22 protein-coding genes are annotated in these 26,962 nt (G+C 70.5%); 11 read left to right on the forward strand and 11 right to left on the reverse strand.

Translation table 11 applies throughout. The features are described 5' to 3' along the window. On the reverse strand, positions 1-451 hold a 451-nt coding region (locus DK459_RS25165; protein WP_146221930.1), incomplete at its 3' end, for a LysR family transcriptional regulator. Positions 452-601: 150 nt separating this feature from the next. Here DK459_RS25165 and DK459_RS25170 point away from each other — a divergent pair. Continuing rightward, positions 602-3,190, forward strand: coding sequence for a penicillin G acylase (locus DK459_RS25170; protein WP_110135135.1), 2,589 nt, complete (start codon positions 602-604; stop codon positions 3,188-3,190). On the opposite strand, the gene cydC is transcribed toward DK459_RS25170, so the two are convergent. Next, complete coding sequence (gene cydC, locus DK459_RS25175) at positions 3,156-6,770, reverse strand: thiol reductant ABC exporter subunit CydC (RefSeq protein ID WP_110135136.1); 3,615 nt, start codon at positions 6,768-6,770, stop codon at positions 3,156-3,158. The two genes, DK459_RS25170 and cydC, sit on opposite strands and share 35 nt — an antisense overlap. A 93-nt stretch (positions 6,771-6,863) precedes the next feature. Here cydC and DK459_RS25180 point away from each other — a divergent pair, with 93 nt between their 5' ends. Further along, positions 6,864-7,829 (forward strand): LysR substrate-binding domain-containing protein, encoded by a 966-nt coding sequence (locus DK459_RS25180; RefSeq protein ID WP_006387045.1) that lies wholly within the window; start codon positions 6,864-6,866, stop codon positions 7,827-7,829. 225 nt (positions 7,830-8,054) lie between these two features. Continuing rightward, entirely contained in the window at positions 8,055-9,242 is a 1,188-nt protein-coding gene (locus DK459_RS25185; RefSeq protein WP_024068565.1) for an FAD-binding oxidoreductase, read from the forward strand. Between the two features lie 39 nt (positions 9,243-9,281). On the opposite strand, the gene DK459_RS25190 is transcribed toward DK459_RS25185, so the two are convergent. From DK459_RS25190 to DK459_RS25200, 3 genes are all read right to left on the reverse strand, one after another. After that, positions 9,282-10,295, reverse strand: coding sequence for a LysR family transcriptional regulator (locus DK459_RS25190; protein WP_024068566.1), 1,014 nt, complete (start codon positions 10,293-10,295; stop codon positions 9,282-9,284). 20 nt (positions 10,296-10,315) lie between these two features. Beyond that, entirely contained in the window at positions 10,316-11,116 is an 801-nt protein-coding gene (hutG, locus tag DK459_RS25195) for an N-formylglutamate deformylase (protein ID WP_006387048.1), read from the reverse strand. A 136-nt stretch (positions 11,117-11,252) separates the two neighbouring features. Next, entirely contained in the window at positions 11,253-12,197 is a 945-nt protein-coding gene (locus DK459_RS25200; RefSeq protein WP_024068567.1) for a LysR family transcriptional regulator, read from the reverse strand. 177 nt (positions 12,198-12,374) lie between these two features. On the opposite strand from DK459_RS25200, the gene DK459_RS25205 reads away from it, so the two are divergent. Further along, on the forward strand, positions 12,375-13,568 hold the full coding sequence (locus DK459_RS25205) for an MFS transporter (protein ID WP_070541080.1): 1,194 nt from the start codon (positions 12,375-12,377) through the stop codon (positions 13,566-13,568). Positions 13,569-13,626: 58 nt separating this feature from the next. Here DK459_RS25205 and DK459_RS25210 read toward each other — a convergent pair whose 3' ends face one another. From DK459_RS25210 to DK459_RS25220, 3 genes are all read right to left on the reverse strand, one after another. Continuing rightward, on the reverse strand, positions 13,627-14,835 hold the full coding sequence (locus tag DK459_RS25210) for an MFS transporter (protein ID WP_020927237.1): 1,209 nt from the start codon (positions 14,833-14,835) through the stop codon (positions 13,627-13,629). Positions 14,836-14,932: 97 nt separating this feature from the next. Continuing rightward, the gene (locus tag DK459_RS25215; RefSeq protein WP_006386421.1) at positions 14,933-15,514 is read right to left on the reverse strand and encodes a TetR/AcrR family transcriptional regulator; all 582 of its coding nucleotides are present in this window, start codon (positions 15,512-15,514) and stop codon (positions 14,933-14,935) included. 212 nt (positions 15,515-15,726) lie between these two features. Next, the gene (locus DK459_RS25220) at positions 15,727-16,110 is read right to left on the reverse strand and encodes a DUF4180 domain-containing protein (protein ID WP_006386420.1); all 384 of its coding nucleotides are present in this window, start codon (positions 16,108-16,110) and stop codon (positions 15,727-15,729) included. A gap of 365 nt (positions 16,111-16,475) precedes the next feature. Here DK459_RS25220 and DK459_RS25225 point away from each other — a divergent pair, with 365 nt between their 5' ends. Next, positions 16,476-17,279, forward strand: coding sequence for a class I SAM-dependent methyltransferase (locus DK459_RS25225; protein ID WP_024068570.1), 804 nt, complete (start codon positions 16,476-16,478; stop codon positions 17,277-17,279). A gap of 76 nt (positions 17,280-17,355) precedes the next feature. Here DK459_RS25225 and DK459_RS25230 read toward each other — a convergent pair whose 3' ends face one another. Then, complete coding sequence (locus DK459_RS25230) at positions 17,356-18,396, reverse strand: LacI family DNA-binding transcriptional regulator (RefSeq protein WP_006386418.1); 1,041 nt, start codon at positions 18,394-18,396, stop codon at positions 17,356-17,358. A gap of 140 nt (positions 18,397-18,536) precedes the next feature. Between DK459_RS25230 and DK459_RS25235 the strand changes: the two genes are divergently transcribed. Beyond that, positions 18,537-19,877 carry an MFS transporter gene (locus DK459_RS25235; RefSeq protein ID WP_006386417.1) on the forward strand — a complete coding sequence of 447 codons (1,341 nt, stop codon included), beginning with the start codon at positions 18,537-18,539 and terminating at the stop codon, positions 19,875-19,877. Next, positions 19,874-21,262: an amidase gene (locus tag DK459_RS25240; RefSeq protein ID WP_024068572.1), complete on the forward strand. Its 1,389-nt coding sequence runs from the start codon at positions 19,874-19,876 to the stop codon at positions 21,260-21,262. The genes DK459_RS25235 and DK459_RS25240 overlap by 4 nt, the downstream gene beginning before the upstream one ends. 7 nt (positions 21,263-21,269) lie before the next feature. Here the strand turns inward: DK459_RS25240 and DK459_RS25245 are convergent, their stop codons facing one another. Beyond that, on the reverse strand, positions 21,270-22,661 hold the full coding sequence (locus DK459_RS25245; protein WP_024068573.1) for a lysozyme inhibitor LprI family protein: 1,392 nt from the start codon (positions 22,659-22,661) through the stop codon (positions 21,270-21,272). 183 nt (positions 22,662-22,844) lie between these two features. On the opposite strand from DK459_RS25245, the gene DK459_RS25250 reads away from it, so the two are divergent. The 3 genes from DK459_RS25250 to DK459_RS25260 are packed head-to-tail and all read left to right on the forward strand — an operon-like array spanning position 22,845 to position 24,791. Continuing rightward, positions 22,845-23,543 (forward strand): MarC family NAAT transporter, encoded by a 699-nt coding sequence (locus DK459_RS25250; protein WP_006386414.1) that lies wholly within the window; start codon positions 22,845-22,847, stop codon positions 23,541-23,543. Beyond that, positions 23,527-24,591: a DUF4105 domain-containing protein gene (locus tag DK459_RS25255; RefSeq protein ID WP_006386413.1), complete on the forward strand. Its 1,065-nt coding sequence runs from the start codon at positions 23,527-23,529 to the stop codon at positions 24,589-24,591. Before DK459_RS25250 ends, DK459_RS25255 begins: the two co-directional genes overlap by 17 nt. Beyond that, positions 24,588-24,791, forward strand: coding sequence for a hypothetical protein (locus DK459_RS25260; protein WP_024068574.1), 204 nt, complete (start codon positions 24,588-24,590; stop codon positions 24,789-24,791). The genes DK459_RS25255 and DK459_RS25260 overlap by 4 nt, the downstream gene beginning before the upstream one ends. On the opposite strand, the gene DK459_RS25265 is transcribed toward DK459_RS25260, so the two are convergent. Beyond that, entirely contained in the window at positions 24,779-25,462 is a 684-nt protein-coding gene (locus DK459_RS25265; RefSeq protein ID WP_024068575.1) for a YoaK family protein, read from the reverse strand. The two genes, DK459_RS25260 and DK459_RS25265, sit on opposite strands and share 13 nt — an antisense overlap. A gap of 196 nt (positions 25,463-25,658) precedes the next feature. Here DK459_RS25265 and DK459_RS25270 point away from each other — a divergent pair, with 196 nt between their 5' ends. Continuing rightward, positions 25,659-26,483, forward strand: a complete 825-nt coding sequence (locus DK459_RS25270) for a lysozyme inhibitor LprI family protein (RefSeq protein WP_024068576.1) — start codon at positions 25,659-25,661, stop codon at positions 26,481-26,483. Positions 26,484-26,962: the final 479 nt, after the last annotated feature.

Below are 26,962 nucleotides of genomic sequence, written 5' to 3' on the forward strand. Positions count from 1 at the left end.
GCATGCGGGCGTCGCAAACCATGGCGTCGATGCGTTCGGCGCGCAGCAGGTCGACCAGGGCGGCCGTGGTGCCCAGTTCGGCGGCCACGCGCACCTGCGGGTAATGGGTGGCCATGTGGGCCAGGAAGGGCGTGAGCAGCAGCGAGGCGGGCGTGGGACTCAGCCCGATCGAAAGCGCGCCGGATTCGCCGCCGGCCAGGGTCTTGAGTTCGCGCCGCAGTTCGGCTTCCTCGTAGCGCATGCGGCGGGCGCGTTCGGCGACGCAGGCGCCGTAGGGCGTCAGGCGCACCTGGCGGGTGCCGCGGTCCAGCAACGGCAGGCCAAGCTCGGCCTCCAGCGCCTGGATGCTGCGGCTGAGCGCGGGCTGCGACAGGTTGACCTTGTCGGCGGCGCGCGAAAAGGTGCCGTGTTCGACCACGGCGAGCAGGTGCTTGAGTTTCTGGAAGTCCATGTTCCAACCGCATGAATCGTATGAATTAAATGCATTGGAATTATAGATAGCGGCTCCGTATCATGGTCCGCGGACGGCGCCCGGCAGAGGCGCCGCCATCGCCCGCGGCAGGCTCGCGGCGCGGTCCCATTCGATACGGAGACAGATTCAATGAAGCAGCATGTGTTGTCGGCCGCCCTGGTGGCGGCCTGTTCCTGCCTGCCCGCGATGGCGCAACCCGTGGCGCAAGCCGCGGGCCAGGAGTCCGCAGCCGTCGCGGCCCCGGCGCAAGGCGTCGACGGCAAGGTCACGATCCGGCGCGACGCCCATGGCATGCCGCACGTCTACGCTGACACGGTGTACGGCATTTTCTACGGCTACGGTTACGCGGTGGCGCAGGACCGGCTGTTCCAGATGGAGATGGCGCGGCGCAGCACCCAGGGCCGGGTGGCCGAAGTGCTCGGCGCGTCGATGGTGGCGTTCGACAAATCCATCCGCGGCAATTTCTCGCCCGAACGCATCCAGCGCCAGCTGGCGGCGCTGCCGGCCGCCGACCGCCAGGTGCTGGACGGCTACGCGGCCGGCATGAACGCCTGGCTGGCGCGGATCCGCGCGCAGCCGGGGCAGTTGATGCCCAAGGAATTCAACGACCTGGGCTTCGCGCCGGCCGACTGGACCGCCTACGACGTGGCGATGATCTTCATCGGCACCATGGCGAACCGCTTCTCTGACGCCAACAGCGAGATCGACAACCTGGCGCTGCTGACGGCGCTCAAGGACAGGCACGGCGAGGCCGAGGCCATGCGCATCTTCAACCAGCTGCGCTGGCTGACGGACAGCCGCGCGCCGACCACGGTGCCGCCCCAGGAGGGCAGCTACCAGCCGGCCGTGTTCCAGCCTGAAGGCGCGGACCAGCTGGCCTACGCGCTGCCGCGCTACGACGGCACGCCGCCGATGCTCGAACGCGTGGTGCGCGATCCGGCCACGCGCGGCGTGGTCGATGGCGCGCCCGCCACGCTGCGGGCTCGACTGGCCGAGCAATACGCGCAATCGGGCCAGCCGGGCATCGCGGGCTTCCCGACCACCAGCAACATGTGGATCGTGGGCCGCGACCATGCCGAGGATGCCCGTTCGATCCTGCTGAACGGCCCGCAGTTCGGCTGGTGGAATCCGGCCTACACCTACGGCATCGGCCTGCACGGCGCCGGCTTCGACGTGGTCGGCAACACGCCGTTCGCCTATCCCTCCATCCTGTTCGGCCACAATGCGCACGTGGCCTGGGGCTCGACCGCGGGCTTCGGCGACGATGTCGACATCTACGCCGAGAAGCTCGATCCGGCCGACCGCAACCGTTATTTCCACGACGGCCAATGGAAGACGCTGGAAAAGCGCACTGACCTGATCCTGGTGAAGGACGCGGCGCCGGTGACGCTGGATGTGTACCGCAGCGTGCATGGCCTGATCGTCAAGTTCGACGACGCGCAGCACGTGGCCTATGCCAAGGCGCGCGCCTGGGAGGGCTTTGAACTGCAATCGCTGATGGCCTGGACCCGCAAGACGCAGTCGGCCAACTGGGAACAATGGAAGGCGCAGGCGGCGCGCCACGCGCTGACCATCAATTGGTACTACGCCGACGACCGCGGCAACATCGGCTACGCGCACACGGGCTTCTATCCCAGGCGCCGGCCGGGCCACGATCCGCGCCTGCCGGTGCCGGGCACCGGCGAAATGGACTGGCTGGGCCTGTTGCCGTTCTCGACCAATCCGCAGGTCTACAACCCGGGCCAGGGGTTCATCGCAAACTGGAACAACCAGCCGATGCGCGGCTATCCCTCCACCGACCTGTTCGCCATCGTCTGGGGGCAGGCCGACCGCTATGCCGAGATCGAGACGCGCCTGAAGGCCATGACCGCCAACGGCGGCAAGGTCAGCCCGCAACAGATGTGGGACCTGATCCGCACCACCAGCTATGCCGACGTCAACCGCCGCCATTTCCTGCCGTTCCTGCAACGCGCGGTGCAGGGGCTGCCGGCCGACGATCCGCGCGTGCGGCTGGTGGCGGGGCTGGGGGGCTGGGACGGCATGATGACCAGCGAGCGCGAGCCGGGCTACTACGACAACGCCGGCCCGGCGGTGATGGACGCCTGGCTCCGCGCGATGCTCAAGCGCACCCTGGCCGACGAGATGCCGGCCGACTTCTTCAAGTGGTACAGCGCCACCGGGTATCCGACGCCGCAGGCGCCTGCCACTGGTTCGCTCAACCTGACCACCGGCGTGAAGGTGTTGTTCAACGCCTTGGCGGGTCCGGCTGCCGGGGTGCCGCAGCGGTATGACTTCTTCAATGGCGCGCGCGCCGACGATGTCATCCTGGCGGCGCTGGACGACGCGCTGGCGGCCTTGCGCCAGGTTTATGGCAAGGATCCGGCCGCGTGGAAGATCCCGGCGCCGCCGATGGTGTTCGCGCCCAAGAACTTCCTGGGCGTGCCGCAGGCCGACGCCAAGGCGGTGTTGAGCTATCCGGCCACGCAGAACCGCGGCACCGAGAACAACATGACGGTGTTCGACGGCAGGTCGGTGCGCGCGGTGGACGTGGTGGCGCCGGGGCAGAGCGGCTTCGTCGCCCCGGACGGCACGCCGTCGCCGCACACCCGCGACCAGTTCGACCTGTACAACAGCTTTGGCAGCAAGCGGGTGTGGTTCACGGCGGACGAGGTGCGGCGCAACGCTACGTCGGAAGAGACGTTGCGCTACCGGCGGTAAGGTCGCGCGCCCCCTGGTGGCTGGCAAGCCGGGCGTACGCGCCTTGCTTGCGCAGCAGCTGGTCATGGGTGCCGGCCTCGGCCAGGGCGCCGTTGTCCAGCACCAGGATCAGGTCGGCGTCGCGGATGGTGGCCAGGCGGTGCGCGATCACCAGCGTGGTCCGGTGCCGCATCAGCACATCCAGCGCGCCACGCACCTGCATCTCGGACAGGGTGTCCAGGTGCGAGGTGGCTTCGTCCAGGATCAGCACCGGCGCGTTCTTCAGGAAGGCGCGGGCGATCGAGATGCGCTGGCGCTGGCCGCCGGACAGCTGCATGCCGCGTTCGCCGACGCGCGTGGCCAGGCCCTCGGGCAGGCTGCGCACGAAATCGCCGAGCGCGGCCTGTTCCAGCGCCCGCGCCAGTTCCTCGCGGCTGGCGTCGGGACGCGCCAGGCGGATGTTGCCCTCCAGCGTGTCGTTGAACAGATAGGTGTCCTGCGTCACCAGCGCCACGCGTTCGCGCAGGCCGTCCAGCCGCAGCTGGCGCACGTCCACGCCGTCGAGCTTGACCGCCCCCTGGCGCGGATCCCAGAAGCGCAGCAGCAGGCTGGCCACGGTGCTCTTGCCCGCGCCCGAGGCGCCGACCACGGCCACGGTGGCGCCGGCCGGCACGGTGAAGCTCAGGTCGCGCAGCGTGTCCTGGCTCTTGCCGGGATAGGTGAAATACACGTGGTCGAACGCCAGCGACAGGCCGTGCGGCGCCGCCGGCGGCGGCAGCGGGCCGTCGGTGACCGGCTCGGGTTCGTTGTTGACCACGTGCAGGCGGCGGGTGGCGGCGATGGTGTCGGCCAGCTGGCGGCTGACCTGGGAGATCTCCGACACCGGCAGGAAGGTGGCCAGCGCGATCAGCACCAGCAGCGGCAGCATGCTGGCCGACAGGGCGCCGGCCGACACCTGCAGCGCGCCGACCACGGCCACGGCCAGGCCGCCCAGGCCCATGGCGGTCTCGAACCAGGCGGTCTGGCGCGACAGGTCGCGCAGGATATCCAGGCGGCGCACGCGGTACTGGTCGGCGATCTTGAGGAATTCCTCGCGGCGGCGGCCGGTGGCCTGGAACGCGGTCAGGTCGGCCAGGCCCTGGATGGTGTCGGTGGTGTGCGCGCTCATCTCGCCCAGCGCCTGGCGGGCGTGGTCGCCCAGCGCGTCGACCTTGCGGCGTCCGCGCACCGGCGACACCAGCGCATAGGCCAGGAACGGCAGCAGCGCCAGCGCCACGGGCCAGCTGTAGAAGGCCAGGAAGCCCAGCACCGACAGCGGCACCAGCACCGAGACGATGGCCGGCGCGATGGTGTGGGCGTAGAAGTACTCGACCATTTCGACGTCCTGCGTCGCCAGCGCCACCAGGTCGCCGGAGCGGCGTTGCAGCAGGTAGGCGGGCGCCAGCCGCTCCAGCTTGTCGTAGAGCTTGACGCGCATGTCGGCCAGCAGCTGGTAGGCCATGGCGTGCGCCAGCCACGATTCGAGCCAGTGGAACAGCGCGGCCAGCGGCGCGGCGATCAGCAGGCCGACGATCAGCGCGGAGGTGTCGCGGCCGTCGCGGATGGCGGCCACCACCAGCGCGCTCAGCACGCCGACGCCGATGAAGGCCGCCACCCGCGCCACGCCAAGAAGGATGGTGGCGATCAGGGTGCCGCGCCAGGGTTGCACCACCGACAGCAGGGTCGCCAGCGTGGCGCGCCAGCCGACCTGTTCGGCATCGGCATCCAGCGAGCGCAGCGCCGGGCCCTGGCCGCCGGCGTCATCGTCGTTGCCATGGGCGGCGGGCGTGGCCGCGCGCGCCATCGTGGCCGGGACGGGCGCGGCCGGCGCGGCCAGCGCCAGGGCCTGTTCATGCATCAGGCGGTAATACAGGCCGCGCTGGCGCATCAGTTCATCGTGCGGGCCCTGCTCGACCACGCGGCCCTGGTCCAGCACCAGGCAGCGGTCGGCGCCGATCACGCTGGCCAGGCGGTGCGCCAGGATCAGCGTGGTGCGGCCGGCCATCAGGCGGTCCAGGGCCTGCTGGATCAGCGCTTCGTTCTCGGTGTCGACCGACGACAGCGCCTCGTCCAGGATCAGGATGGGCGCGTCGCGCAGCAGGGCGCGGGCGATCGCCACGCGCTGGCGCTGGCCGCCCGACAGTTGCAGCCCGCGCTCGCCGATGCGGGTGGCGTAGCCTTGCGGCAGCGCCATGATGAAGTCGTCGATGTTGGCGGCGCGGGCGGCGGCGCGCACCTCGTCATGGCTGGCGTCGGGCCGGCCCAGCCGCAGGTTCTCGTCGATGGTGCCGTGGAACAGCGTGATGTCCTGGCTGACCAGCGCCATCTGGCCCAGCAGTGTCTGCGTGTCGAGCCGGTTGACGTCGTGGCCGCCGACGCGGATGGCGCCGGCCTGCGGCACGCACTCGCGCAACAGCAGGCGCACGATGGTGGACTTGCCGGCGCCGCTGGGGCCGACGATGCCGACGCGTTCGCCGGCGGCGACGCGGAACGACAGGCCCTGGTGCGCCGGGCGCTGCGGCGAATACGAGAACGCCACCGCGTCGAATTCGATAGTGGGGTCGAGCCGCGCGGGGGCGGCGCCCGCCTGCACGGCGGGGGCGGCGGTCAGCGGCTGCGCGTCCATCAGCGCGTGGATGCTGGCGGCGGCCGATTGGCCCAGCATGCCCCGGTGCAGCACCGAGCGCAGGTCGCGCAGCGGGCGGAAGATCTCGGTGCCGGCCATCAGCACGATCAGCAGCGCTTCCACGCTCATGTCGCCGGCGGCCACGCGCCAGGCGCCCACGGTCAGCGCCAGCGCGGCGCCCAGCGCCACGCCCAGATCGCTGATGCCGCGCGTCAGCAGGCTCACCGACAGCACCCAGAAGGTGTTGTCCGACAGGGCCCGGGCGCGGGCGGCCAGGCGCTCGCCCCAGGCCTTGCCCTGGCCGTACGATTTCAGTGTCGGCAGGCCCTGGACGGCGTCCAGGAATTCCTCGCCGAATTCGTTCAGCGAGCGGGTGCGCGCCAGGCTGGCGCGGCGGTCGAGCATGTGCACGGCCATCGGCCCGAACAACGCGAACAACGCCGCGACCAGGAACACCAGCGCGGTCGGCACGTCCCAGAAGGCGATGACCGCGAAGATCGCGAACGGCGCGGCCGCGGCGATGGCGACCTGCGGCAGGTACTGGCCGAAGAAGGTCTGCAACTGCTCCACGCCGTCCACCACCGTCAGCATCACGCCGCCGGTGCGCTGGTTGGCGAACCAGGCCGGCCCCAGCGCCACGATGCGGTCGTAGAGCCGCGCGCGCAGCGTCTGCTGCACCTGCGCCGAGCAGCGGTTGGCCTGCACCGTGCGCAGGTGGTCGAGCAGGGCGCGCAGCAGCACCATGGCGCCGGCGCACAGGGCCGGCGCGAGCCAGTCCTGCCAGGGCGCGCCGTCGAACACGCGCGCCAGCAGCTGGCCCAGGAAAACGTAGCGGGCGATGCCCGCGGCCAGCGCCAGCAGGCCGAGGAAAATGCCGCCCGCCATGCCGGCGCGCAGCCCCGCGGTCAATTGCCAAAGCCTCGAATCGAAATACATATCAATGCTCCTTGCAGAGCCTGCATGGTCACGCATCCGGCCCTTGCGCGATAGCGATAGTTATTCAATCATGGGTTGAGATAAACTCAACCCATGCCGACCCTGCCCACCCATATGCCGCCCTTGGCCGCGCTGCGCGCCTTCGAGGCCGTCGCCCGCCTGGGCAGCCTCAGCCGCGCCGCGGCCGAGCTCAACGTCACCAAGAGCGCCGTCAGCCATCAGCTGCGCGCGCTGGAGGCCGACCTGGGCGTGAGCCTGCTGCGCCGGGGCGGCACGGTGCGCCGGGCGGAAACCACCGAGGCCGGCGCCGCGCTGCTGGTGTCGGTACAACAGGCCTTGACCCTGCTGGAGACCGCCTGCCGCCATGCCCGCAGCAGCGCGCGCGGCAAGCGGCGCTACAACCTGAACGTGTCGGCCAACCCCTCGCTGGCCGCGCTTTGGCTGGCGCCGCGCATCGGCCGCTTCATCGAACTGCACCCGGACATCGACATCCAGGTGTTCCTGCACGCCAGCCAGGACCCTGCCTGGAAAGCGCAGGACATCGACCTGGCCTTCCTGCACGTGCGCGCCCTCGGCCCGCACCTGGCGGCGCCGGGCGATATCCCGCTGATGACGGAAACCGTGGTGCCGGTGTGCAGCCCGGCGCTGGTCGCGCCCGACGAACGCGACGACCCCGCGGTCTTCACGCGCCACCGCTGGCTGGAGGAAAAGCACATCGACAGTCCCGAAACCGATTGGCGCACCTGGCGTCCGCGCCTGGGCCTGCCGGAAAGCGCCGGCCAGGATCCGCTGGTGCTGAGCGGCCTGAGCACGGTGGTGGCGGCGGCGGCCGCCGGCGTCGGCATCGCGCTGGGGCGAGCGCCATTGATCGACGAGGAACTGGCCAGCGGCCGGCTGGTGACGCTGGCGCCGGGGCTGCGCATGCCGGGCTCGTGGGGATACGTGATGCGCATCCACGCCAACCGGCCGATGGACGCCTCGTTGCCGGCGCTGGTGGAGTTCCTGGCCGAGGAGGGGCGCGGCGCGACGATGTCGTGGCGTCAGCCGGGCGCGGCCTAGTGTGCTGTCCCCTGGATTTCGTGCGGGCGTGTCCACGGGACAGCACACTGGCCGTCGCGCAGCCGCTGGCGCCTGGCCTGGACGCTGGCGGGCCGGCTGCCATGACGCCGTTTTCCTTCCATCGTTGCCCATCGGTCGCTTCTACTCAATATTCGCCGCGCTGATATAGCGGGCGCCGGCCGCGGCCCGCGTCACACTGCCGCCATTGCTTTCTGGAGCGTGGCCATGAAGAGTTATGACGTGATCGTGATCGGCGCTGGCGTGGTCGGCGCCTCGGTCGCCTTCCACCTGGCGGCCCTGGGCGCCCGCAACGTGCTGGTGCTGGACCGCGGCGCCATCGGCGCTGGCACCACCGCGCAATCGTCGGGCATCCTGCGCACCCATTACTCGGTGCGCGAGAACGTCGAACTGGCGCGGCGTTCGTGGGGCGCGTTCACCGACTTCGCCGCCTACGTCGGCGACGACGACGCCGCCAGCGGCCTGGTGCGCTGCGGCTACCTGATAGCCGCGGCCGACGATGACAAGCGCGCGCCGCTGGCCGCGGCGCTGGCGCAGCAGCGCGCGCTGGGCATCCCGGTGCACGAACTGGACGCGGCGCAGGCGCGCGAGCTGCTGCCGATCGCCGATTTCGGCGATGCCGCGCTGATCGGCTTCGAGCCCGAGGCCGGTTTCGCCGACGCCTACCTGGTCGCGACCAGCTTCGCGCGCGCCGCGCGCCGGCGCGGCGTGACGATCCGCGAGAACGTGGCCGTGCACGGCCTGCTGACTCGAAACGGGCGCGTGACCGGCGTGACCACGTCGGCGGGCGACTACGCCAGCGCGGTGGTGGTCAGCACCCAGAACATCTGGACCGCCGAACTGGCGGCCTGGACCGGCGTGGCGATGCCATTGGCGCCCGAGCGCCACGCGGTGCTGGCGCTGCAATGCGCCGCCGCGCCCTATGCCTACACGATGCCCGTCTACAAGGACCTGGCCTCGCCCGGCATGCTCTATTGCCGCAGCTATGGCGGCAACCAGATGCTGGTCAGCGAGGGCACGGAGGGCGAAAGGTTGGCGCCCGGAGAGGTGGAGCAGGGCGATGTGCCGCTGGATTACGTGGCCGAGGTCGGCGAACAGGTGGCCGCGCGTTTTCCGGCCTATGCCGAGGCCGGACTGGCCGCGTCGTGGACGGGCGTGTACGACGTCACGCCCGACTGGAATCCCGTGCTGGGACGTATCGCCGGGGTCGAAGGGCTGGTGGCCGGATTCGGTTTTTCCGGACATGGTTTCAAGCTGTCGCCGGCGGTGGGGCGGGTGCTGGCGCAGGAAGCGCTGGGGCTGGCGACCGACGTCCCCCTGGCGCCGTATGCGCTGGCGCGTTTCACGCGCGGCGCGCTGCTGACGGGCAGCTATGGGCGCGGCGCGGTGTCGTGACGGCGCGGGCCGGGGCGCCCGACGCGCGCGGCCGGCGGCTCAGCGGCGCAGGCTGCGCCAGAGCGTGGCAGGCGGCAAGCCCAGCGCCGGCGCCACGTCTTGCCGCATCAGCCGTTCGACCGCCACCAGGATCACGTTGCGGGCCTCGGCCGGGAGCTTGCCGGCCTCCTGCGGCCGCGCCGCCAGATAGAAGCTGCGCGCCAGGTCAGGCGCATCGGCGCGGGTCTTGTCCAGGCAGGGCGCCAGAGGCAACACCCGCAATTGATCGACGAAATGGCGCGATTGCCAGATGCACAGCGGCGTGCTGATGGCGAAGCCCAGGCCGGCCGTGACCAGGCTGAGCAGCGGATCGGTGTTATCGAATTCGAAGGTGCGCTCGATGAAGACGCCGCGCGATTCGAGCAGCCGGTCGATGGCGGCGCCGATGTGCGAACGCGCGCTGTAGCGGATGAACGGGCTGCGGCGCGCCAGTTCGGCCAGCGAGCGCGCTTCCTGCGGCGGCGTGGCGCGCGGCAGCACCAGCAGGTAGGGCTCGCTGAACAGGCCGAGCTTGCGGATCGCGGGCGCATCGGCGGCGGCGCTGGTGCTGATCACCAGGTCCAGCTGGCGTTCTTCCAGTTGTCTGTCCAGCACCGGGGTAATGCCGGACCACAACCGGATCTGGCGCGACGCGCCCGACAGCCCGTGGATCAGCGTCGGCCCCAGGGTGCCGGCGAACGAGTCGACACAACCGAAGCGCACGATGTTGCGCCGCGCGCGGCTCAGGTTGCGCACGCTTTCGGTCATGTCGCCGGCCTGCGCCAGCAGGCGCGACGCGTGCTCGAACAGCAGGTCGCCGGCGGGGGTGGGGCGCGCCGGCCGGGTGCTGCGGTCGAGCAGTTCGGTCGACAGCGCGGCTTCGAGCTGCTTGATCCGTTGCGACACCGCCGCCTGTGACAGTCCCAGCAAACGGGCCGCGCCCGAAACCGACGCGGCCTGCACCACCGCCACCCAGGCCAGCAGCAGGCTCCATTCGGGATACGGATCCGCGTCGCGGTCGGGCAGGCGGTTCATCGGGCGGTCGGGCGGGCGGATCAGCGCTTGCGCGCCAGCGTTTGCGCCAGCGCGGCGCGCACCATGCCCTCGACCACCGGGATGACCTTGGCGGCCGCGTTCGCCTGGTAGCCGTAGGGATAGGACTCGTCCATATACGTGGACTGGCACATCTCCAGTTGCACGGCATGGATGTCTTCGGCCGGCGAGCCGTAGTGGCGGGTGATGTAGCCGCCCTTGAAACGGCCGTTCACGGCGCTGGTGTAGCCGCAGCCGGGCAGGCGTTCGGCGATGGCGTCCAGGATGTCGGGCGCGCAACTGGCGCCGTCGGCCGTGCCCACGTTCAGGTCGGGCAGCTTGCCTTCGAACAGGCGCGGCAGCACGCTGGCAATCGAATGGGCTTCCCACAGCAGCACGGTGCCGTGTTCGGCGCGGATGCGGTCGAGTTCCTCGCGCAGCTTGGCGTGGTACGGCTGCCAGTAGGTCTGCAGACGATGCTCGCGCTCGTCGTCGGTCAGCGCCGCGTTGTGCTGGTACAGCGCCTCGCCGCGGAAGGTGTGGGTCGGGCACAGGCCGGTCTTGGTCTGGCCGGGGTACAGGCTTTCGTCGTTGGGCGGGCGGTTCAGGTCGACCACGTAGCGCGAGTAGCGCGCGCCGAGCACCGAGGCGCCCAGCGCGTCGGCGAACTGGTACAGGGTGTCCAGGTGCCAGTCGGTGTCCCCGGACTGCTGGCCGACGGCCGTCATGCGGGCGCGCTGCGCATCGGGCAACTGGCTGCCCAGGTGGGGAATGGAGATCAGCAGCGGCGCGGTGCCGCGGCTGAAGTGATAGATGTCGCTCAAGAAAAACTCCGGGGGTAAGGCGGGTCAGGCTAGCGCGGCAAGAAGGCCGGCTGGGTGCCGCGCTATGCTAGTGTGAGTCTGCGGGGCGCGGGCGTTTGCATCGTGCAAGGCGATGCTGATCATCATGATAGCTGATTCAAATCGGAGGCGACCCGAACCCGCCCCAGGGCGCGCCGCCGGCCCAGCGCGCCGCGATCTCGTCGATCAGGCGGCGTACCTTGGGCGCCAGGTGGCGCCGGTGCGGGTACACGGCGCAGACCGGCGCGCCGGGTGGCGCGTGGGTTTCCAGCAGCGGCACCAGGCGGCCCTGGCGCAGGTCTTCGCCGACCAGGAAGGCGCCCAGCTGGACGATGCCGGCGCCCTCGAGCGCGGCATCGCGCAGCGCTTCGGTGTCGCCCAGCCGCAGGCGCCCGGCCACGGCGACGCTGCGCTCCTGGCCATGGCTGGCGTAACGCCACGGCACGGGCGCGCCCATGTGGGTAAAGGCCAGCGTCCGGTGGCGCGCCAGCGCGTCGGGCGAGGCCGGGACGCCGTGGCGTTCCAGGTAGGCAGGGGCGGCGCAGGTGATGAGCCGATGCGGCGCCAGCACGCGCCGCACCAGCCGGCTGTCGGCCTCGCCGCCGATGCGGATGGCGAGGTCGATGCCATCGCGCACCAGGTCGGCGTAGTCATCGCTGAAGCTCACGTCGGCCTCGACCTCGGGCCATTGCCGCAGGTAGCACGCCAGCAGCGGCATGATGTGCAGGCGGCCCAGCGCCACCGGCAGGTCGATGCGCAGGCGGCCGCGCGGCGCCTCCTGGCGGCTGGCCATGGCGCCGGTGGCGTTGTCGACTTCGGCCAGGATGCGCTGCGCGTGCTCGTAGAAGAGCCGGCCTTCGTCGCTGAGACTGACGCTGCGGGTACTGCGATGCAACAGCCGCGCGCCCAGGCCCTGTTCGAGCCGCGCGATGCACTTGCCGATGGCCGAGCGCGACAGGCCCAGCCGTTCGGAGGCCAGCGTGAAACTCTGCGCGTCGGCGACGCGCACGAATGCGAGCACGTCGCCGAGGTGGTCGATGCCGGTGGCGGTGAGGGGCGTCATGGGCAGTTCCAACAGGAAAGGGGAGCGAGCGCTCGATTGGCGACAAATCGTCCCTTTTGTTTATCCATGAGGCTACTTTATCAGTGAAATGGAAACAGTAGACTGGCCAGGTAGATGGACCCCACGACCGGCCCGCCATTCACTTTTCCATTGTTCCCCTCAGGTGAGAAACCTCCCATGACCCGCAGCATCGCCATCGAACCCCGGCCCGCCACGGCGGCCACCAGCCCGCCCGCTGCCTGGGCCGGCGTGCTGGCGGCCGGCATGGCGACGTTCTGCGTCGTCACCACGGAGATGCTGCCCGTGGGCTTGCTGCTGCCGATCGCCGCCAGCCTGGACGCGTCGACCGGCCGTGTCGGTTGGCTGATGGTGGTGCCCGGCCTGCTGGCCGCGCTGTGCGCGCCGCTGGTGGTGATGGGCGCGCGTGGCGTCGACCGCCGCCGCATCCTGTGCGGCCTGCTGTTGCTGCTGGCCGCCGCCAACCTGGGCAGCGCCTTGGCGCCGGACATGGCGTGGTTCCTGGCCGCGCGCGTGCTGGTGGGCGTCTGCATCGGCGGCATCTGGGCGGTGGCCGGCGGCCTGGCGGGACGGCTGGTGCCGCCCGCCGCCATCGGCATGGCCACCGCCGTGATCTTCGGCGGCGTGGCGGTGGCGTCGGTGCTGGGGGTGCCGCTGGGCGCATTGATCGGCAATCTGGCGGGCTGGCGCAGCGCGTTTGGCGCCATGGCGGCGCTGAGCGCGGCCGTGCTGCTGTTCGCCGCGCTGGCCTTGCCGCCGCTGCCGGTGGCGCAATCGGTCACGGCGCGCCAGCTGGGCCGGCAGTTGCGCAACCCCGACGTGCGGCGGGGGCTGTTCATCACGCTGTTCCTGGTGGCCGGGCATTTCATGGCCTACACCTTCGTGCGGCCCGTATTGCAGTCGATGGCGGGGTTCGCGCCGGCCTGGATCGGCCCGCTGCTGTTCGCCTACGGCGTGGCCGGCATCGCGGGCAATTTCGCCGCCGGCGGCATGGCGGGACGGCACCCACGCGCGACCCTGCTGGCGATCTTGCTGGGCCTGCTGGCGACGCTGGCATTGCTGCCGTGGCTGGGCCAGGCGCGCGGCGCCGTGGTGGCGCTGTTGCTGCTGTGGGGCCTGTCGTACGGCGGCGTTTCGGTCGCGTTGCAGACCTGGGTGATGCAGGCTTCACGCGGCGCCATCGAGGCGGCGACGTCCTGGTTCGTCGGCGTGTTCAATCTGGCGATCGCGCTGGGGGCGCTGGCGGGCGGCATCGGCGTCGACCGCTGGGGGCTGCCGGCCACGTTGCTGGCCGCCGCCGCATGCATGCTGGCGCCACTGGCGGCGATCGCCGGCCGCAGCGCGCGCGACTGAGGGTCGCCGCGGCGCGCCGCTCGGTCACGGCGGCCGTACGCCCGCCGCGGCCCTGACGTCAGTGCCGGTGACCGGGGCGGAAGCCGTGGCCGCGGGCGCGCCAGGCCGCCAGCAGCGCGATCGCGGCCAGTGCCGCCACCGTCCATGCGAAGGAGCCCGCGCCGGCCGTGTCCAGCAGCACGCCGCCGAGCAGGCCGCCGCTGGCGATGCCCAGATTGAAGATCGTGACCAGCATCGATTGCGCCACCTCCGAATGTTCGCCGGCGGTGTCGGCAAGGGCGGTCTGCAACAGCGTCGGCGCGCCGCCGAAGCTCAGTCCCCACAACGCCACGCCAGCCATCAGGACGACGGGGTGGGCGCCGGCCAGGCCCAGCGCGGTGGCGGTCAGCGCGAACAGTGCCAGCGACAGCAGCGTCAGCCGGCGCAGGCGGCGGTCCACCAGCACGCCCGTCAACAACAGGCCGGCGACCGCGCTGGCGCCGAACACCAGCAGCACCATGTCCACGGACGCCGGCCGACCCAGGTGGATCAGGTAGGGCGCGATGTAGGTATAGAGCACGTTGTGCGCCAGGATCCAGGTGAACAGCACGAACAGGATCGGCCGGATGCCGGGCAGCAGCAGGGTCCGCGCGATCGGCAGGCGCTGGCGCGCGGCCTGGCCGGCGAAGTCGGGCACGGCCGCGCGGATCCAGACCACCAGCGCCAGCGACACGGCGGCCATCAGCCAGAACACGCCGCGCCAGTCCATCAGGCTGCCCAGCCAGGCGCCGGCCGGCACGCCCAGGCACAACGCCAGCGGCTGGCCCGCGCCCACCACCGCCAGGGCCCGGCCCTGCTGGCGGGTGGCCACCATGCGGCGCGCGTAGCCAGCCAGCAGCCCCCACAGCAGGCCGGCCGCCATGCCGCCGCCAAAGCGCGCCGCCAGCGCCAGCGCGTAGTGCGCCGACAGCGCGGTCACCACGTTGAAAATGCACAGGCCGCCGATGGCCAACAGCAACAGCGGGCGGCGGTTCCAGCCGCGGGTAGCGACGATGATGGGAATGGCCGCCAGCACCGAGCCGGCCGCGAACAGGGTCACCAGTTGGCCGGCCAGCGCCTCGGACACGCCCAGGCCCAGGCCGATCTGCGGCAGCAGGCCGGCGGGGACGGTCTCGGTCATGATGGCGATGAAGCCCGCCAGCGCCAGGGCCAGCAGCCTGCCCATGGGCAGGCTGTCGGCGCCGTGTTCGGGACAGCCCTCGGCGGGCAGGGGAGAGGTGAAACTCATGCGGAAACTCCGATTGCGATTGAATTGGAATGATCATTCCAAAAAAGAACGAAAAAAAGCGCGGGTGCCGAGGCGGTCCAGTATGCCAGGGGATGTGCTAGATCGTGCCCAGCGCCACTGAAATCACGTCGCCCAGCCATTGGCGGCGCTCGCGCGCGTTGCTGCCTTTGCTGACCACGCGCAGGCCCTGGACGGTGGTGACGATGAAGCGGGCCAGCGCGCGCGGCGACCTGCCGGCGTCGATCTCGCCGTTGGCCTGCCCTTCGGCCAGGATCTGTTCCAGCGCTTTTTCCAGGCGTTGGAAATTGCGCCGCACCAGTTCGGCCACCATCTCATCCTGCCCCGCCATTTCGAGCGAGGCGTTGGCGACCAGGCAACCGCGCCGGGAGGGCTCGCGCAATTCGTCGTCGGCGATGAAGTCGAGCAGGCGGCCGATGCGCTCGCGCGCATTGCCGGGCCGGGCCAGCAGGTCGAGATTGGCGGCCGTCAGTTCGTGATAGCGCCGCAGCGCGGCCTCGTACAGGCCTTGCTTGCTGCCGAAGGCGTTGTAGAGACTGCCGCGTCCCAGCCCGGTGCCGTCCACCAGATCCTGCACGGAGGTCGCGGCATAGCCGCGCCGCCAGAACACCTGCATGGCGGCGTCGGCGACTTCGTCGGGTTCGAAATCCTTGGTGCGCATGGCGTGGTTTATGGAATGATCGTTCAAATAAGAATACGGTTCGGGGCGAGCCAGCGTCAAGCAAGACCGTCCGCGCCGAAGGGGCTTTGCGCAATGGACCGAGCTTGGCGCTTTCCTTGAGTTGCCGTTTTTTCCATGCCAGCAATAACCACTAGCCGCGCCACGAGCTCGCCGGGCAGGGGGACGAGCCAGGCAGCCGACCGATGGCCCGCTCAGCCTTGGCCTGCCGTCAGTCGCGCCGTCAGCGCCGCCATGTCCTCCAGCAGCCAGAACACGCGGCCGCGGTTGGTCTCGTAGGCGAAGTCGCGCAGCGACTTGCTGGCGGCCAGGTGCGCCGAGATATCGCCTACCACCGCGCAATGCAGGCGGTAGTTGACGAACTTCTGGATCAGCTCGCCGGCGATGCGCGTTTCCAGCCGGAAGAAATCGGGATGCACGCGCGCGGCGGGCAGCGCCAGCCACTCGGCCTCGTGTTCCCAGGCGGCGCTGATCAGGTCATTGGTGTCCTGGCCGGTGGCCAGGGCCGGGCCGGTCTCGCCGTATTGCAGAACGCGCTTGCCGCCGATGTCGACGAGCCTGGGGGATGAGGTGCTCATGGCGTGGATGCCTGGTTCAAAGGGTGTTGTCTTGGGGCGATCATGATATCCGGGCCGCGAATCTCTTTGGCGGCAGGGGTTTGCCGCCCGATGCCTTGCCGCGCTCCGCGCGCCGGCACCAGCGGGGCGTGCGCTAGAATGGCCGCCATCCCACCGGAGTATGACGACGTGATCCTCGCTGCCTGAAGCGACCCAATCCCGCGACCCCATCCGGCGACCCCATCCGCTGACGCGCCCGCCTCGCCCGACGAGCGGGCCGCGCCGTCCGTGATGCCGGGTCTGCACGCCGGGCCTGTCGCGCCAACGCGCCCGTCCGCCAGCCGCGCCCCGCGCGGCCCTGTCCGCATCACGACTCCGGAGGCTTCATGCCTGCTCACGATCCGTTCGACCTCATCGCCCACAACCAGGCCGCCTGGGACCAGCTCGCCGCGCAGGACTGCGAGTGGTCGCGCCCCGTCACCCCCGACGTCATCGCCGCCGCCCGCCGCGGCGACTGGGCCGTGCGCCTGACGCCCGGCCCCTTGCCGGCCGGCTGGCTCGACCAGGTGAAGGGCCTGGCCGTCCTGTGCCTGGCGTCCGCCGGCGGCCAGCAGGCGCCGGTGCTGGCCGCGGCCGGCGCCGAGGTCACCGTGTTCGACCTGTCCGAACGCCAGCTGGCGCAGGACCGCGCCGTGGCGTCGCGCGACGGCCTGGCGCTGGCCACCGTGCAGGGCGACATGCGCGACCTGTCGGCCTTCGCCGACCAGTCCTTCGACGTGGTGTTCCACCCGATCTCCAACCTATACGTGCCCGATGTGCGGCCGGTATGGCGCGAGTGCTTTCGCGTGCTGCGCCCGGGCGGCAGCCTGCTGTCGAGCTTCTACAACCCGGTGGTGTTCGTCGGCGACCGCGATCCGCGCTACGCCCGGGACGGGCTGATCCGGCCGGTGCATGCCTTGCCCTACGCCGACACCCGCGCGCTCGACGCGGCGGCGCTGGACGCCAAGCGCGCGCGCGGCGAGGCTCTGGTGTTCGGCCACAGCCTGCGCGACCAGATCGGCGGCCAGCTGGACGCCGGTTTCCTGCTGGCGGGCTTTCACGAAGACCTCCAGCCGCGGCCGCGCTTCCTGATCGACCGCTACGTGCCGACGTTCCTGGCGACGCGGGCGGTCAAGCCGGCGCGGGGGTGAGGAAAGCGGCGATCGTCCGGGCCGATCGGGCCCGGTGGTTGGCCATGCGGCCGGTGGCCGAGCCTGTCGGCGCGGTTCAGCCCGGTATCGGCCGGTCGCTGCTGCCGCGCACCACCAGCGTGGGCGCCAGCCGCACGCTGTCCGGGCGGCCGCCGGCGATTTTCTGCAGCAACAGTTCCAGCCCCAACCGCCCCATCTGGTGCATGGGCGAGTGGATGGTGGTCAGGCCGATGGGCAGGGCGCCCGCCAGCGGCGTGTCGTTGTAGCCCACCACGGCCACGTCGCGGCCGGCCTCCAGGCCGTGCTCGCGCGCCGCGCCCATCACGCCCACCGCCAGGAAGTCGTTGACCGCGAAGATGGCGGTGGGGCGGTCCGGGCCGGCCAGCAAGCGCGCGCCCACGTGGCGGCCGGCGTCGGTGTCGAACGGGCTTTCGATGCGCCATGCGGCCGGGACCTCGACGCCGTGCCTGGCACAGGCCGCGAAAAAGCCCGCCGAGCGGTCGCGGCCCGTGCTGGTGAAGGGTTCGCCCACCATCACCGCGATGCGCCGGTGGCCCATGGCCAGCAGGTGCTCGGCCGCCAGCCGGCCGCCTTCGAGATCATCGCAGGTGACGGCGCAGTGGTCGTCGGCATGGCGGCTGACCAGCACGAACGGCACGTCGCGCCGCGCCAGTTCGGCCAGCAGCGGATTGGGCGCGGCGCCGTCGTGGCTGTGGGCGTCGCCCAGGATCAGGCCGTCCACGCGCCGCGCCAGCGCCATGTCGATCAGCTTGCGCTGCTTGTCGGGCACGTCCTGGGTGTTGGACACGAAGGTCAGGTAGCCGTGTTCGGCCGCGGCCTCGTCGATACCTTCGTAGATGGTCGCCAGCACCATGTCCGACAGGCGCGGCACCAGCACGCCGATGGTGCGGCTGCGGCGCGTCTTGAGGCTGGCGGCGTGGGGATTGGTCTGGTATTGCAGCTCGGCGGCCAGCGCCCGGATCCGTTTGACGGTGTCGGGCGCGGCGGCGGCGCGGGCGTCGTCCTCGGAACCATTGAGGACGCGGGACACGGTCGACACGTTCAGGCCGAGCTGCCGCGCCAGGCTTTGCAACGTGACAGGGCGGGATTTGTTCATGGAGCTGGAGGATACACGCACGAATACCGTCCCAGGGCCTTAGGCGGCAACCTAGGGTTTACACGGTGTCGATTTTTGCGTTCGGAGCCCTTAGCATTGCGCAACCCAAACGTTTGGGTAAATCGACTGGATTGATCGCAATGACACTTGAATCCCGGAACTCGCGGTTCCGTTACCGAATTTTCACCATGGTCGTGCTGCTGGCACTGATCAACTACATCGACCGCGGCGCCATGTCCTACGCCGCCGCGCACATCACCGGCGAATATGGTCTGGATCGCGGCGACTGGGGCGCCGTGCTGGGCTACTTCGGCTATGGCTACATGGTCGGCGCGCTGTTCGGCGGCATGCTGGCCGACCGCTACGGCCCGCGCAAGGTCTGGATCGTGGCCGGCGTGACCTGGTCGATCTTCGAGATCGCCACCGCCTGGGCCGGCGACTTCGGCCTGGCCTTCCTGGGCGGCTCGGCGCTGGCCGGCTTTGCCACCATCCGCATCCTGTTCGGCGCGGCCGAGGGGCCGGCGTACTCCATCATCAACAAGACCATCGCCAACTGGGCCACGCCGCGCGAACGCGGCTTCGTGGTCGGCTTCGGCCTGCTCAGCACGCCGCTGGGCGCGCTGCTGACCGCGCCCGTGGCGGTGGGCCTCTTGAGCCTGACCGGCAGCTGGCGCGCCATGTTCTACATCCTGGGCGCGGCCGGCCTGCTCGTGCTGGTGCTGTTCATGCGCATCTTCACCGACCGGCCCGACACCAACCCGCGCGTGTCCCCGGCCGAACTGCGCGAGATCCAGGCGGCGCGCGCCGAGCAGGCGGCGGCCGGGCAGGGCGGCGACGCGCCGGCGCTGCCGTGGTGGAGCTTCTTTCGCAGCAAGACGCTGGTGCTGAACACCCTGGGCTATTTCTCGTTCAACTACGTCAACTTCCTGCTGCTGACCTGGACTCCCAAGTACCTGCAGGACACCTTCGGCTACAGCCTGTCCTCGCTCTGGTACATGGGCATGATTCCCTGGACCGGCGCCTGCGTCACGGTGCTGCTGGGCGGCCGCATCTCCGATATGCTGGCCAGGCGCACCGGCAACCTGAAGATCGCCCGCAGCTGGTTCGCCGCCGGCTGCCTGCTGGCCACCACGCTGTGCTTCCTGCTGGTGTCACAGGCGCAGTCGGTGTTCGCCGTGATCGCGCTGATGACGCTGGCCAACGCGCTCAACGCCATGCCCAACTCGGTCTACTGGGCCGTGGTGATCGATACCGCGCCCGCCAGCCGCGTCGGCACTTTCAGCGGCCTGATGCACTTCTTCGCCAACATCGCCTCGATCCTGGCGCCGACCCTGACCGGTTACCTGGCGGCGCGCCACGGCTATTCGGTCATGTTCGTGGCCGCCTCGGTCGCCACGGCGGTCGGCATGATCGCCATGTTGCAGGTGCGTCCGGGCGTCGGCCCGCGCCTGCCCGCCAACTACCAGGGAGCCACGCGATGAATCCGCAATCCAACCCCGTTCCGGCGCTGGCCGTCGAACCCGGCTTTTTCGCCGGCCGCACCGTGGCCGAACTGCAGGACGCCATGCGCCAGGGCGCGCTCGACGCCGAAGCGCTGGTGCGCCACGCGGCGGCGGCCATCGAGCGCCTGAACCCGCAACTGAACGCCTTCGTGCACGTGGACGCCGACGCCGCCCTGGCCGCCGCCCGCGCGCTGGACGCCGAGCGGGCCCGCGGCCAGGTGCGCGGGCCGCTGCACGGCATCCCCGTCGCCATCAAGGACAACGTCGATACCGGCGACATGCCCACCACCATGGGCGCGGCGCACTTCCTTGGGCACCGGCCCGCGGCCGACGCCGACTGCGTGGCGCTGTTGCGCGCGGCGGGCGCCATCGTCATCGGCAAGACCCTCACGCATGAATTCGCCTACGGCCCCACCGGCGACCGCAGCGTCCAGGGCGCGGCGCGCAATCCGTGGCGCACCAGCCAGATCACGGGCGGCTCCAGCGCCGGCAGCGGCGCCGCGGTGGCCGCGGGCATGGTGCCGGTGGCGCTGGGCACCGACACCGGCGGCTCGGTGCGCGTGCCCGCCGCGCTGTGCGGCGTGGTCGGTTTCAAGCCGACCCATGGCCGCGTGTCGGCCCGCGGCGTGTTCCCGCTGGCGCCCAGCATCGAGGATGCCGGCGTGCTGGCCAACAGCGTCGAGGATGCGCAGGTCTTCATGCAGGCGTTGTCCGGCGGCGCGATTGGCGCCTATGCCGAGGCGGCCGATCCCGGGCTGGCCGCGCCGCGCATGATGTGGGTGCCGAATGCGCCGTTCGCCATCGAGGATGCGGCCGTCACGGCCCGCGCCCGCGCGCTCGCCGAAGGCTTCGGCGGCGTGTTGGTGGACGGCGCCGAGGTCACGCGCCACGCTCGCGCTTTGCAGGCGGCGCTGGGCGCCATCCAGCGTTCGGAAGCCTATGAAGTGCACGCCGAGCGGGTCGAGGACGAACCCGGCAAGTTTGATCCCGAAGTGCTGGAGCGCCTGCGCGCCTCGCGTCCGGTGCAGGGCTGGGAATACGTCCGCGCGCGCAACACCCGCGAGCGGTTGCGCGGCGTGTTCGCGGGCATCTTCGAGCGGGTCGACGTGCTGGCGTTGCCGGCGGTGGCGATCACCGCGCCGGCGCTGCAGCAGCGCAGCGTGGCCGGCCCCGGCAGCGCCGCCGTGCGCGAGACGCTGCTGGGCCTGACCAATCCGTGGAACCTGCTGGGGCTGCCGGCCATCGCCTTGCCGGCCGGCTTTGTCGACGGCATGCCGGTGGCGTTGCAACTGGTGGCCGCCGAAGGCGCCGACGCGCGCCTGCTGGCGCTGGCGGCGCGGCACTGGCGCCGGCCGGGGGGCTGACCGCGGGCTACGCGCCGTTGTCGCCGACCACGGGGCCGATGCCGGCTTCGACGCCGACGGCGCGGCGCCTGCCGTGCAGGTCGAAGGATTCCTGCCGGTCTCCGGGCGCGGGGTCGCGGATCCAGATCTGCGCCGACAGTCCCGACTTGGCGCTGTAGTCGCCGAACCAGTCCACCACCCGGCCCACGTAGCAGCGCGGGCCCGCCTGCACCGTCACGTCGGCGACGGTCTCGTAGCTGTAGTGGCCCGGCCCGAAGCCGAAGTAGGCGCCGCTTTCGTCCTGGGCGGTGCCGGCCGGCACGGGACACAGCGGCTTGCGGCTTGGCGCGTCGCCCCAGGCGCGGTCGGCGGGCACGGCGGCCACGGCGCGCGTCAATGCCGCGTGCAGCGTCTCGTCCAATGTCCTGACCGTGCCCTTGTCGCTGTTCTTCTGCTGGCGCGGCACCGACAGTTCGTAGCGGTAGCGCACCGTCAGCGTCGGCACCTCGCCCACCCGGCGCAGCGGCCGCAGCAGATGGAGCCGGTCTTCGCCGTAGGCGCCGACGCGGTAGACGGCGTAGACGCGGTCGCGCAGCCGGATCCAGTCGCCCGACTGGTTGGCGCCGCGGCCATTGATCGTATAGAGCGAGGCGCCGGCGTCCGGCGCGCCGCTCAGGTCGGCCGGCAGGAAGCGGTCGCCGTCGCGGCGCAGGGCGCTGACCTCCGAGAACAGCCCGGTGCCGCCGATGTAGCTGTCTAGCACCAGGTCGCGGCGGCCGTCGCCGTCCAGGTCCAGCAGCAGGTAGGAGACGGACCCTTCTTCGGCGTCGGATTCCAGGTCCGACGCCAGCACGGCGGCCCATTCGTCCTCGGTGACACCCGCCGGGCGGGCGGCGGGCAGGCGCGCCGGGCCGTCGCCGTCCGCCGCGCGTTCGTTGTGGATGGCGCTGGCCTCGGCCTTGAGCGAGCGCGCCGCCAGCACGGTTTCCACGGCAAATTCCGGATTCGACTGGCGCGCGGCCTCGATCGCCTGGCGCAGGTCTTCCAGCGCCAGGCGATCGATGTCGTCGGGGCGATAGGCCAGCGCGCGGGACTGCTGCGCCTGCAGTTGCGCCAGGCGGGTGTCGTAGCGCTGGCGCAGGCATTCGGCATCGCTGCCGCAGGCGTCGCGCTGCTTGAGCCAGCCGCGTTGCGCCTGGCGCAGCGCCTCGTTCTGCCCGGGCTGCTGGGCGGCGCGCAACCTGGCATAGGCGGCGCCGAGCTCATCGTCGAGCCGGTACAGCGCGGCATCGGCGCACAGCGTCTTCTCGGTGGGCGTGCGCGCCCGCGCGCAATCCATGCCGGCCACGGCGGGCGCGGCGGCCAGGGCGAACAGCAGGGGCAGGGCGGCAAGCCAGCCGCGCGGGCGAAGGACGGTCACGGCGCAATTCCTCTAGGGATCGTGGCCGGCGGCCACCCGGGCAGCATGGTACCGGACCGCGCCACCCGGTAAATACGGATGTTTGCCTTTGCTTACATTACACTGTGCGGTGTAGCGCGGTCGATGACGCCGGACGCGCGCGTTGCTCGTCCCTCCCGACCCGCCGTTTTCTCCTTCGCCGCGATGATTGATGATCTGGTTCAATTGGGCAAGCTGGTCAGCCTGGGCCTGGCGCTCATGCTGCCGCTGGCCAATCCCCTGACCTCCATGACCATGCTGCTGTCCCTGGGACAGCACATTCCCTACAAGGAGCGCGAACGCCAGATCCGGCAGGCCGCCTGCTATGTGGTGGGCATCATGCTGGTCACGTACTACGCCGGCGCCTGGATCATGGCCACGTTCGGCATCTCGATCCCGGGCCTGCGCATCGCCGGCGGACTGATCGTGGTCAGCATCGGTTTCACCATGCTGTTTCCGTCGGCGGCCAGCGCCGCCAGTGACGAGCGCGAGGCCGACGTCGCCGCCGATGTCGCGATTCACCGCCAGGTGCCCAACATCGCTTTCGTGCCATTGGCGCTGCCGGGCACGGCGGGGCCGGGCACCATCGCCATGATCATCAGCGCGGCTTCGACCGTCGGCGGCGAGACCGCCAGCCAGTATCCCGCGTGGACCATCGCCGTCACGCCGGTCATCGTCTTTTCGCTGCTGGGCCTTTTGTTCTGGATCTGCCTGCGTTCGGCCGGCCGCATCGTCGCCCTGATCGGCAACGGCGGGGTCGAGGCCATCTCGCGCATCATGGGTTTCCTGCTGGTGTGCATGGGCGTGCAGTTCGTCATCAACGGCGTGCTGGAAATCGTGAGCCAGCATGGCGCCGGTGCCTGACGCCACCCGCGCCGGCTGGGCCCGGCGCGGCCTGCGGCTGCTGGGCCGGGCCGCGCTCAGCCTGCTGATGCTGTTCTCCATCGGGTGGGCCTGCCTGGCGTTCTGGTATCAGGGGCCGGGGGCCGTCTGGGCCAAGGCGGTGCTGATGCTGGCCTGGGTCGCGCTGGGGCTGTATGCCTTGCTACGGCTGTGGCATGGCGTCGGTCGCTTGCGCCGCCGGCCCGCGTTGTGGGCCTACCTGTTGGCCGTGATCGCGCTGGCGGCCTGGTGGCAAGGCATCGCGCCCTCCAACGACCGCGTCTGGGCCGACGACGTGGCCCGCACCCTGCGCGGCAATGTCGCGGGCAGCATCGTCACGCTGGACAATGTGCGTGACTTCAAGTGGCGCTCGGACAGCGATTACACGCAGCGTTGGGAAACCCGGGTCTACGACCTGAACGACCTGCGGTCGGTCGACATGGTGCTGTCGTACTGGGACGGCCCCGCCATCGCCCACACCCTGGTCTCGTTCGGTTTCGCCGATGGCCGTCACGTGGTGTTCTCGGTCGAGATCCGCAAGGAGCGCGGCGAACAATTCTCGGAGCTGGGCGGCTTCTTCAAGAAGTTCGAGTTGAGCGTGGTTGCCGCCGACGAGCGCGACGTGCTCTACGTGCGCGCCGGTCCGCGCGCCGAGAATGTCTACATCTACCCGGTGCAAATGCCGGTCGATGCCATGCGCGAACTATTCCTGTCGTACGTGCGCACCGCCAACGAGCTGGCGGACACGCCGCGCTTCTACCACACGGTCACCGCCAACTGCACCACGCTGGTCTACCGCATGGTGCGGGCCATCGTGCCCGGCCTGCCGCTGGACTACCGCATCCTGTTGTCGGGCTACCTGCCCGAATACCTTTATGAGCAAGGCGGACTCGATACCCGGCTGCCACTGCAGACGCTGCGCGAGCGCGGCTTCGTCGGCATTCCGCCGATCCTGGGCGAGGATTCGATCGGTTTCTCGCGGTCGATCCGCCGTCACCTGCGCGCCGAACCGGCGGGGGGAGCGCCATGATCTCGCTGCGCGCCGTATGGCTGGCCCTGCTGCTGGGCGTACTGGTGTTCCTGCTGATGCGCACGCCCGGCGTGCGGCTCTATGACGCCATTGCCCGCCGCTTGCGCGGCCGGCGGGCCGGCCAGACGCCACGCGATCCGCGGCCCCAGGGCAAGGGCGCCCGGGCCCGGCGCGCCAGCCAGGCGCGTCAGCCGGGGTAGGGGCGCGCCAGCGCCTGTCCCGCCAGCGACACCAGCGGCGGCAGCGCGAAGGCCCACAGCCCGATCGACACGTGCAGCAGCGCGGCCGCGCCGCAACCGATCGCGAACGCCAGCACCGCCCGTCCCATGCGTCCCATGCGGCGCCTGGCCGCCTCGTCGGCCTGGCCGCGCGCGGCGTCGGCCAGGTCCAGCATGATCTGCGTGGTGGTGCCCGTCATCAGCGTCGAGGGCGGGGCCGCGCCCAGGTGCACCCGATGCACCGCGTTCTGGATCGACATCGCCAGCACCAGCGTCATGCCGGTGGCGAACAGTCCCCAGCTGTCGCCCGGGGCAAACGGCCCCAGCGCCAGGGCCAGCGCCGCGGCCACGCACAGCAGCAGCGTCTTGGCCGTGAGCAGCCGCATGAACGCCGGCTTGCCCGCGTCGCGTCGTGCCTGCCCGTAAAGCCGCGCCAGGAACACGCCCAGGCAGAACATCGGCAGGGCCGCCAGCTTGGTCCAGGCGCCCGAGGCGCCGTTGCCGAGCGCGTAGCCGATGGTGACGAAGTTGCCGGTCACGTGCGCCGAAAACAGGCCGTGCAGCGCGATGAATCCAAGGGTGTCGACATAGCCCGCGTTCAGGCTCAGGAGCAGCGGCAGGCGTTCGTCGAGCGGTGTGGCGGGGGCGGGCATGGTTGATCCCTTGATGCGGTTGAAGGCCGGGAGACCCGGCGCGAACGGCGCGGAACGGATTGAATGGCTCCGGCGGCGCCTAACGTTGTATCGCAGTTCGCAGGCACGGCAAACCCTCGACGGGACCGCGATAAGATAGCGGCCACCCATCATTGCGCCTCTGGCAGGCGCGTCGCCCTCCAAGGAAGCCGTCGATATGTCCTTTCCCGCCGCTGATCTCCGTGGCTCGCTTGCGCTGGCCGGGCGCGGCAGCCAGGCTGGCAACGCGCGTGCGATGCTGCTCGCCGTCCTGTTGGCCCTCGTTCCTGCCAGCGCCGCGCGCGCCGAGGCCACCCTGGTCGTCGACCTGCTCGACATGGCCCGCGATGGCGATCAGGCGGCCGCGCTGCTGGGCGTCATCTCCATCGATCTGGACGAATCGCAGGCGGCCGACGGCATGGTGCAGTCCGGCGCCTGCCCCGGGCCGGTGCCGCAGGACATCAATACCGAGGAGCCTTGCTACGCGGCTGTCCTGCGCGACAGCCATCTGCAGATATCCGACCTGCGTTCCCAGGTGCTGGTCCAACTGGGCAATACCGACTATCTGCTGTTGCGCTGGCGCACCACGCCGGTAGGCAATACGCCGGCGCAGCCAGGCGGCCATTTCTTCCAGGTCACTGTCGGCTACAACGGCTTCTACAACGGCAACCAGGGCGAGTTTTTCGACCTCAGCCGGCTCCCGGGCGAACTGGATCCCGACCAGCCTTACTCCTTTCTCCGGCAGTACTACGACGATCGCCTGAACCAGCTTTATCGGCGCACGCTGGCCTCGCCGGCCCTGCGCGCCGAAGACGCCGACGCGTTGCGCCGGGCGCAGCGGGAATGGTTGAAGAAAACCGAGTCCCAGTGTGGCACGGCGCGGGACCAGGGCTCGGCCGATGAGCAGGCACAGGCCCGCTGCGTGGCCGAGCGCAGCGCACAGCGCGTCTGGGAAATCAAGAAATTGCGCTTGCAGTGGGGACTGGCACGGGACCTGACGTAGATCCCGGCGGGCGAGGCGTGCTGCGACCAACGCGCGTCTGGCTGACCTGTTCAACAGTCAGAGTCGGGGGGGAGCTCTTGCTAAGGAAGTCAAGCGTGTTGACGGGGAAAACGGCCATTTCCGCACCTCGGGCGTAAAGGGCAGTCGTCTTGGAGGACGACGCCAATACGCGAGTTGCGGTGAGGCTCTGTAAGGCGTTGGAGGAAACAGCACTTCCTGGCAACGCCCGCAAGACTGGGCCTGATTTCGGGAGCCTAAGGGTGGTCTGTCGCGTCACCGACAGGGTTCAGTAGAGTCACTCGCTTGCCCCTACACCCTGAAGCTCTTTGCCGGACGCTACCCCGGCGCTGTGTCGCATGTTCACTTTTGCCGTTCCCCTATCTCACCTTTGGGGTGGCTCAACTGCCGCGTTAGCGTCCAGTGATCCCTGAGCGGTTGAATACGCGGCAGATTTGCTTTCTTGGGACACCCACTATAAA

This window comes from Achromobacter sp. RW408, assembly GCF_003184165.1.
Lineage (GTDB): Bacteria > Pseudomonadota > Gammaproteobacteria > Burkholderiales > Burkholderiaceae_B > Achromobacter > Achromobacter xylosoxidans.

What these genes read in the sequence shown, in the direction of transcription:
- DK459_RS25170 (WP_110135135.1), top strand. Translation starts at nt 602, where the DNA reads ATGAAGCAGCATGTGTTGTCGGCCGCCCTGGTGGCGGCCTGTTCCTGC.
- cydC (WP_110135136.1), bottom strand. Translation starts at nt 6,770, where the DNA reads ATGTATTTCGATTCGAGGCTTTGGCAATTGACCGCGGGGCTGCGCGCC.
- DK459_RS25180 (WP_006387045.1), top strand. Translation starts at nt 6,864, where the DNA reads ATGCCGACCCTGCCCACCCATATGCCGCCCTTGGCCGCGCTGCGCGCC.
- DK459_RS25185 (WP_024068565.1), top strand. Translation starts at nt 8,055, where the DNA reads ATGAAGAGTTATGACGTGATCGTGATCGGCGCTGGCGTGGTCGGCGCC.
- DK459_RS25190 (WP_024068566.1), bottom strand. Translation starts at nt 10,295, where the DNA reads ATGAACCGCCTGCCCGACCGCGACGCGGATCCGTATCCCGAATGGAGC.
- DK459_RS25200 (WP_024068567.1), bottom strand. Translation starts at nt 12,197, where the DNA reads ATGACGCCCCTCACCGCCACCGGCATCGACCACCTCGGCGACGTGCTC.
- DK459_RS25205 (WP_070541080.1), top strand. Translation starts at nt 12,375, where the DNA reads ATGACCCGCAGCATCGCCATCGAACCCCGGCCCGCCACGGCGGCCACC.
- DK459_RS25210 (WP_020927237.1), bottom strand. Translation starts at nt 14,835, where the DNA reads ATGAGTTTCACCTCTCCCCTGCCCGCCGAGGGCTGTCCCGAACACGGC.
- DK459_RS25215 (WP_006386421.1), bottom strand. Translation starts at nt 15,514, where the DNA reads ATGCGCACCAAGGATTTCGAACCCGACGAAGTCGCCGACGCCGCCATG.
- DK459_RS25220 (WP_006386420.1), bottom strand. Translation starts at nt 16,110, where the DNA reads ATGAGCACCTCATCCCCCAGGCTCGTCGACATCGGCGGCAAGCGCGTT.
- DK459_RS25225 (WP_024068570.1), top strand. Translation starts at nt 16,476, where the DNA reads ATGCCTGCTCACGATCCGTTCGACCTCATCGCCCACAACCAGGCCGCC.
- DK459_RS25230 (WP_006386418.1), bottom strand. Translation starts at nt 18,396, where the DNA reads ATGAACAAATCCCGCCCTGTCACGTTGCAAAGCCTGGCGCGGCAGCTC.
- DK459_RS25235 (WP_006386417.1), top strand. Translation starts at nt 18,537, where the DNA reads ATGACACTTGAATCCCGGAACTCGCGGTTCCGTTACCGAATTTTCACC.
- DK459_RS25240 (WP_024068572.1), top strand. Translation starts at nt 19,874, where the DNA reads ATGAATCCGCAATCCAACCCCGTTCCGGCGCTGGCCGTCGAACCCGGC.
- DK459_RS25250 (WP_006386414.1), top strand. Translation starts at nt 22,845, where the DNA reads ATGATTGATGATCTGGTTCAATTGGGCAAGCTGGTCAGCCTGGGCCTG.
- DK459_RS25255 (WP_006386413.1), top strand. Translation starts at nt 23,527, where the DNA reads ATGGCGCCGGTGCCTGACGCCACCCGCGCCGGCTGGGCCCGGCGCGGC.
- DK459_RS25260 (WP_024068574.1), top strand. Translation starts at nt 24,588, where the DNA reads ATGATCTCGCTGCGCGCCGTATGGCTGGCCCTGCTGCTGGGCGTACTG.
- DK459_RS25265 (WP_024068575.1), bottom strand. Translation starts at nt 25,462, where the DNA reads ATGCCCGCCCCCGCCACACCGCTCGACGAACGCCTGCCGCTGCTCCTG.
- DK459_RS25270 (WP_024068576.1), top strand. Translation starts at nt 25,659, where the DNA reads ATGTCCTTTCCCGCCGCTGATCTCCGTGGCTCGCTTGCGCTGGCCGGG.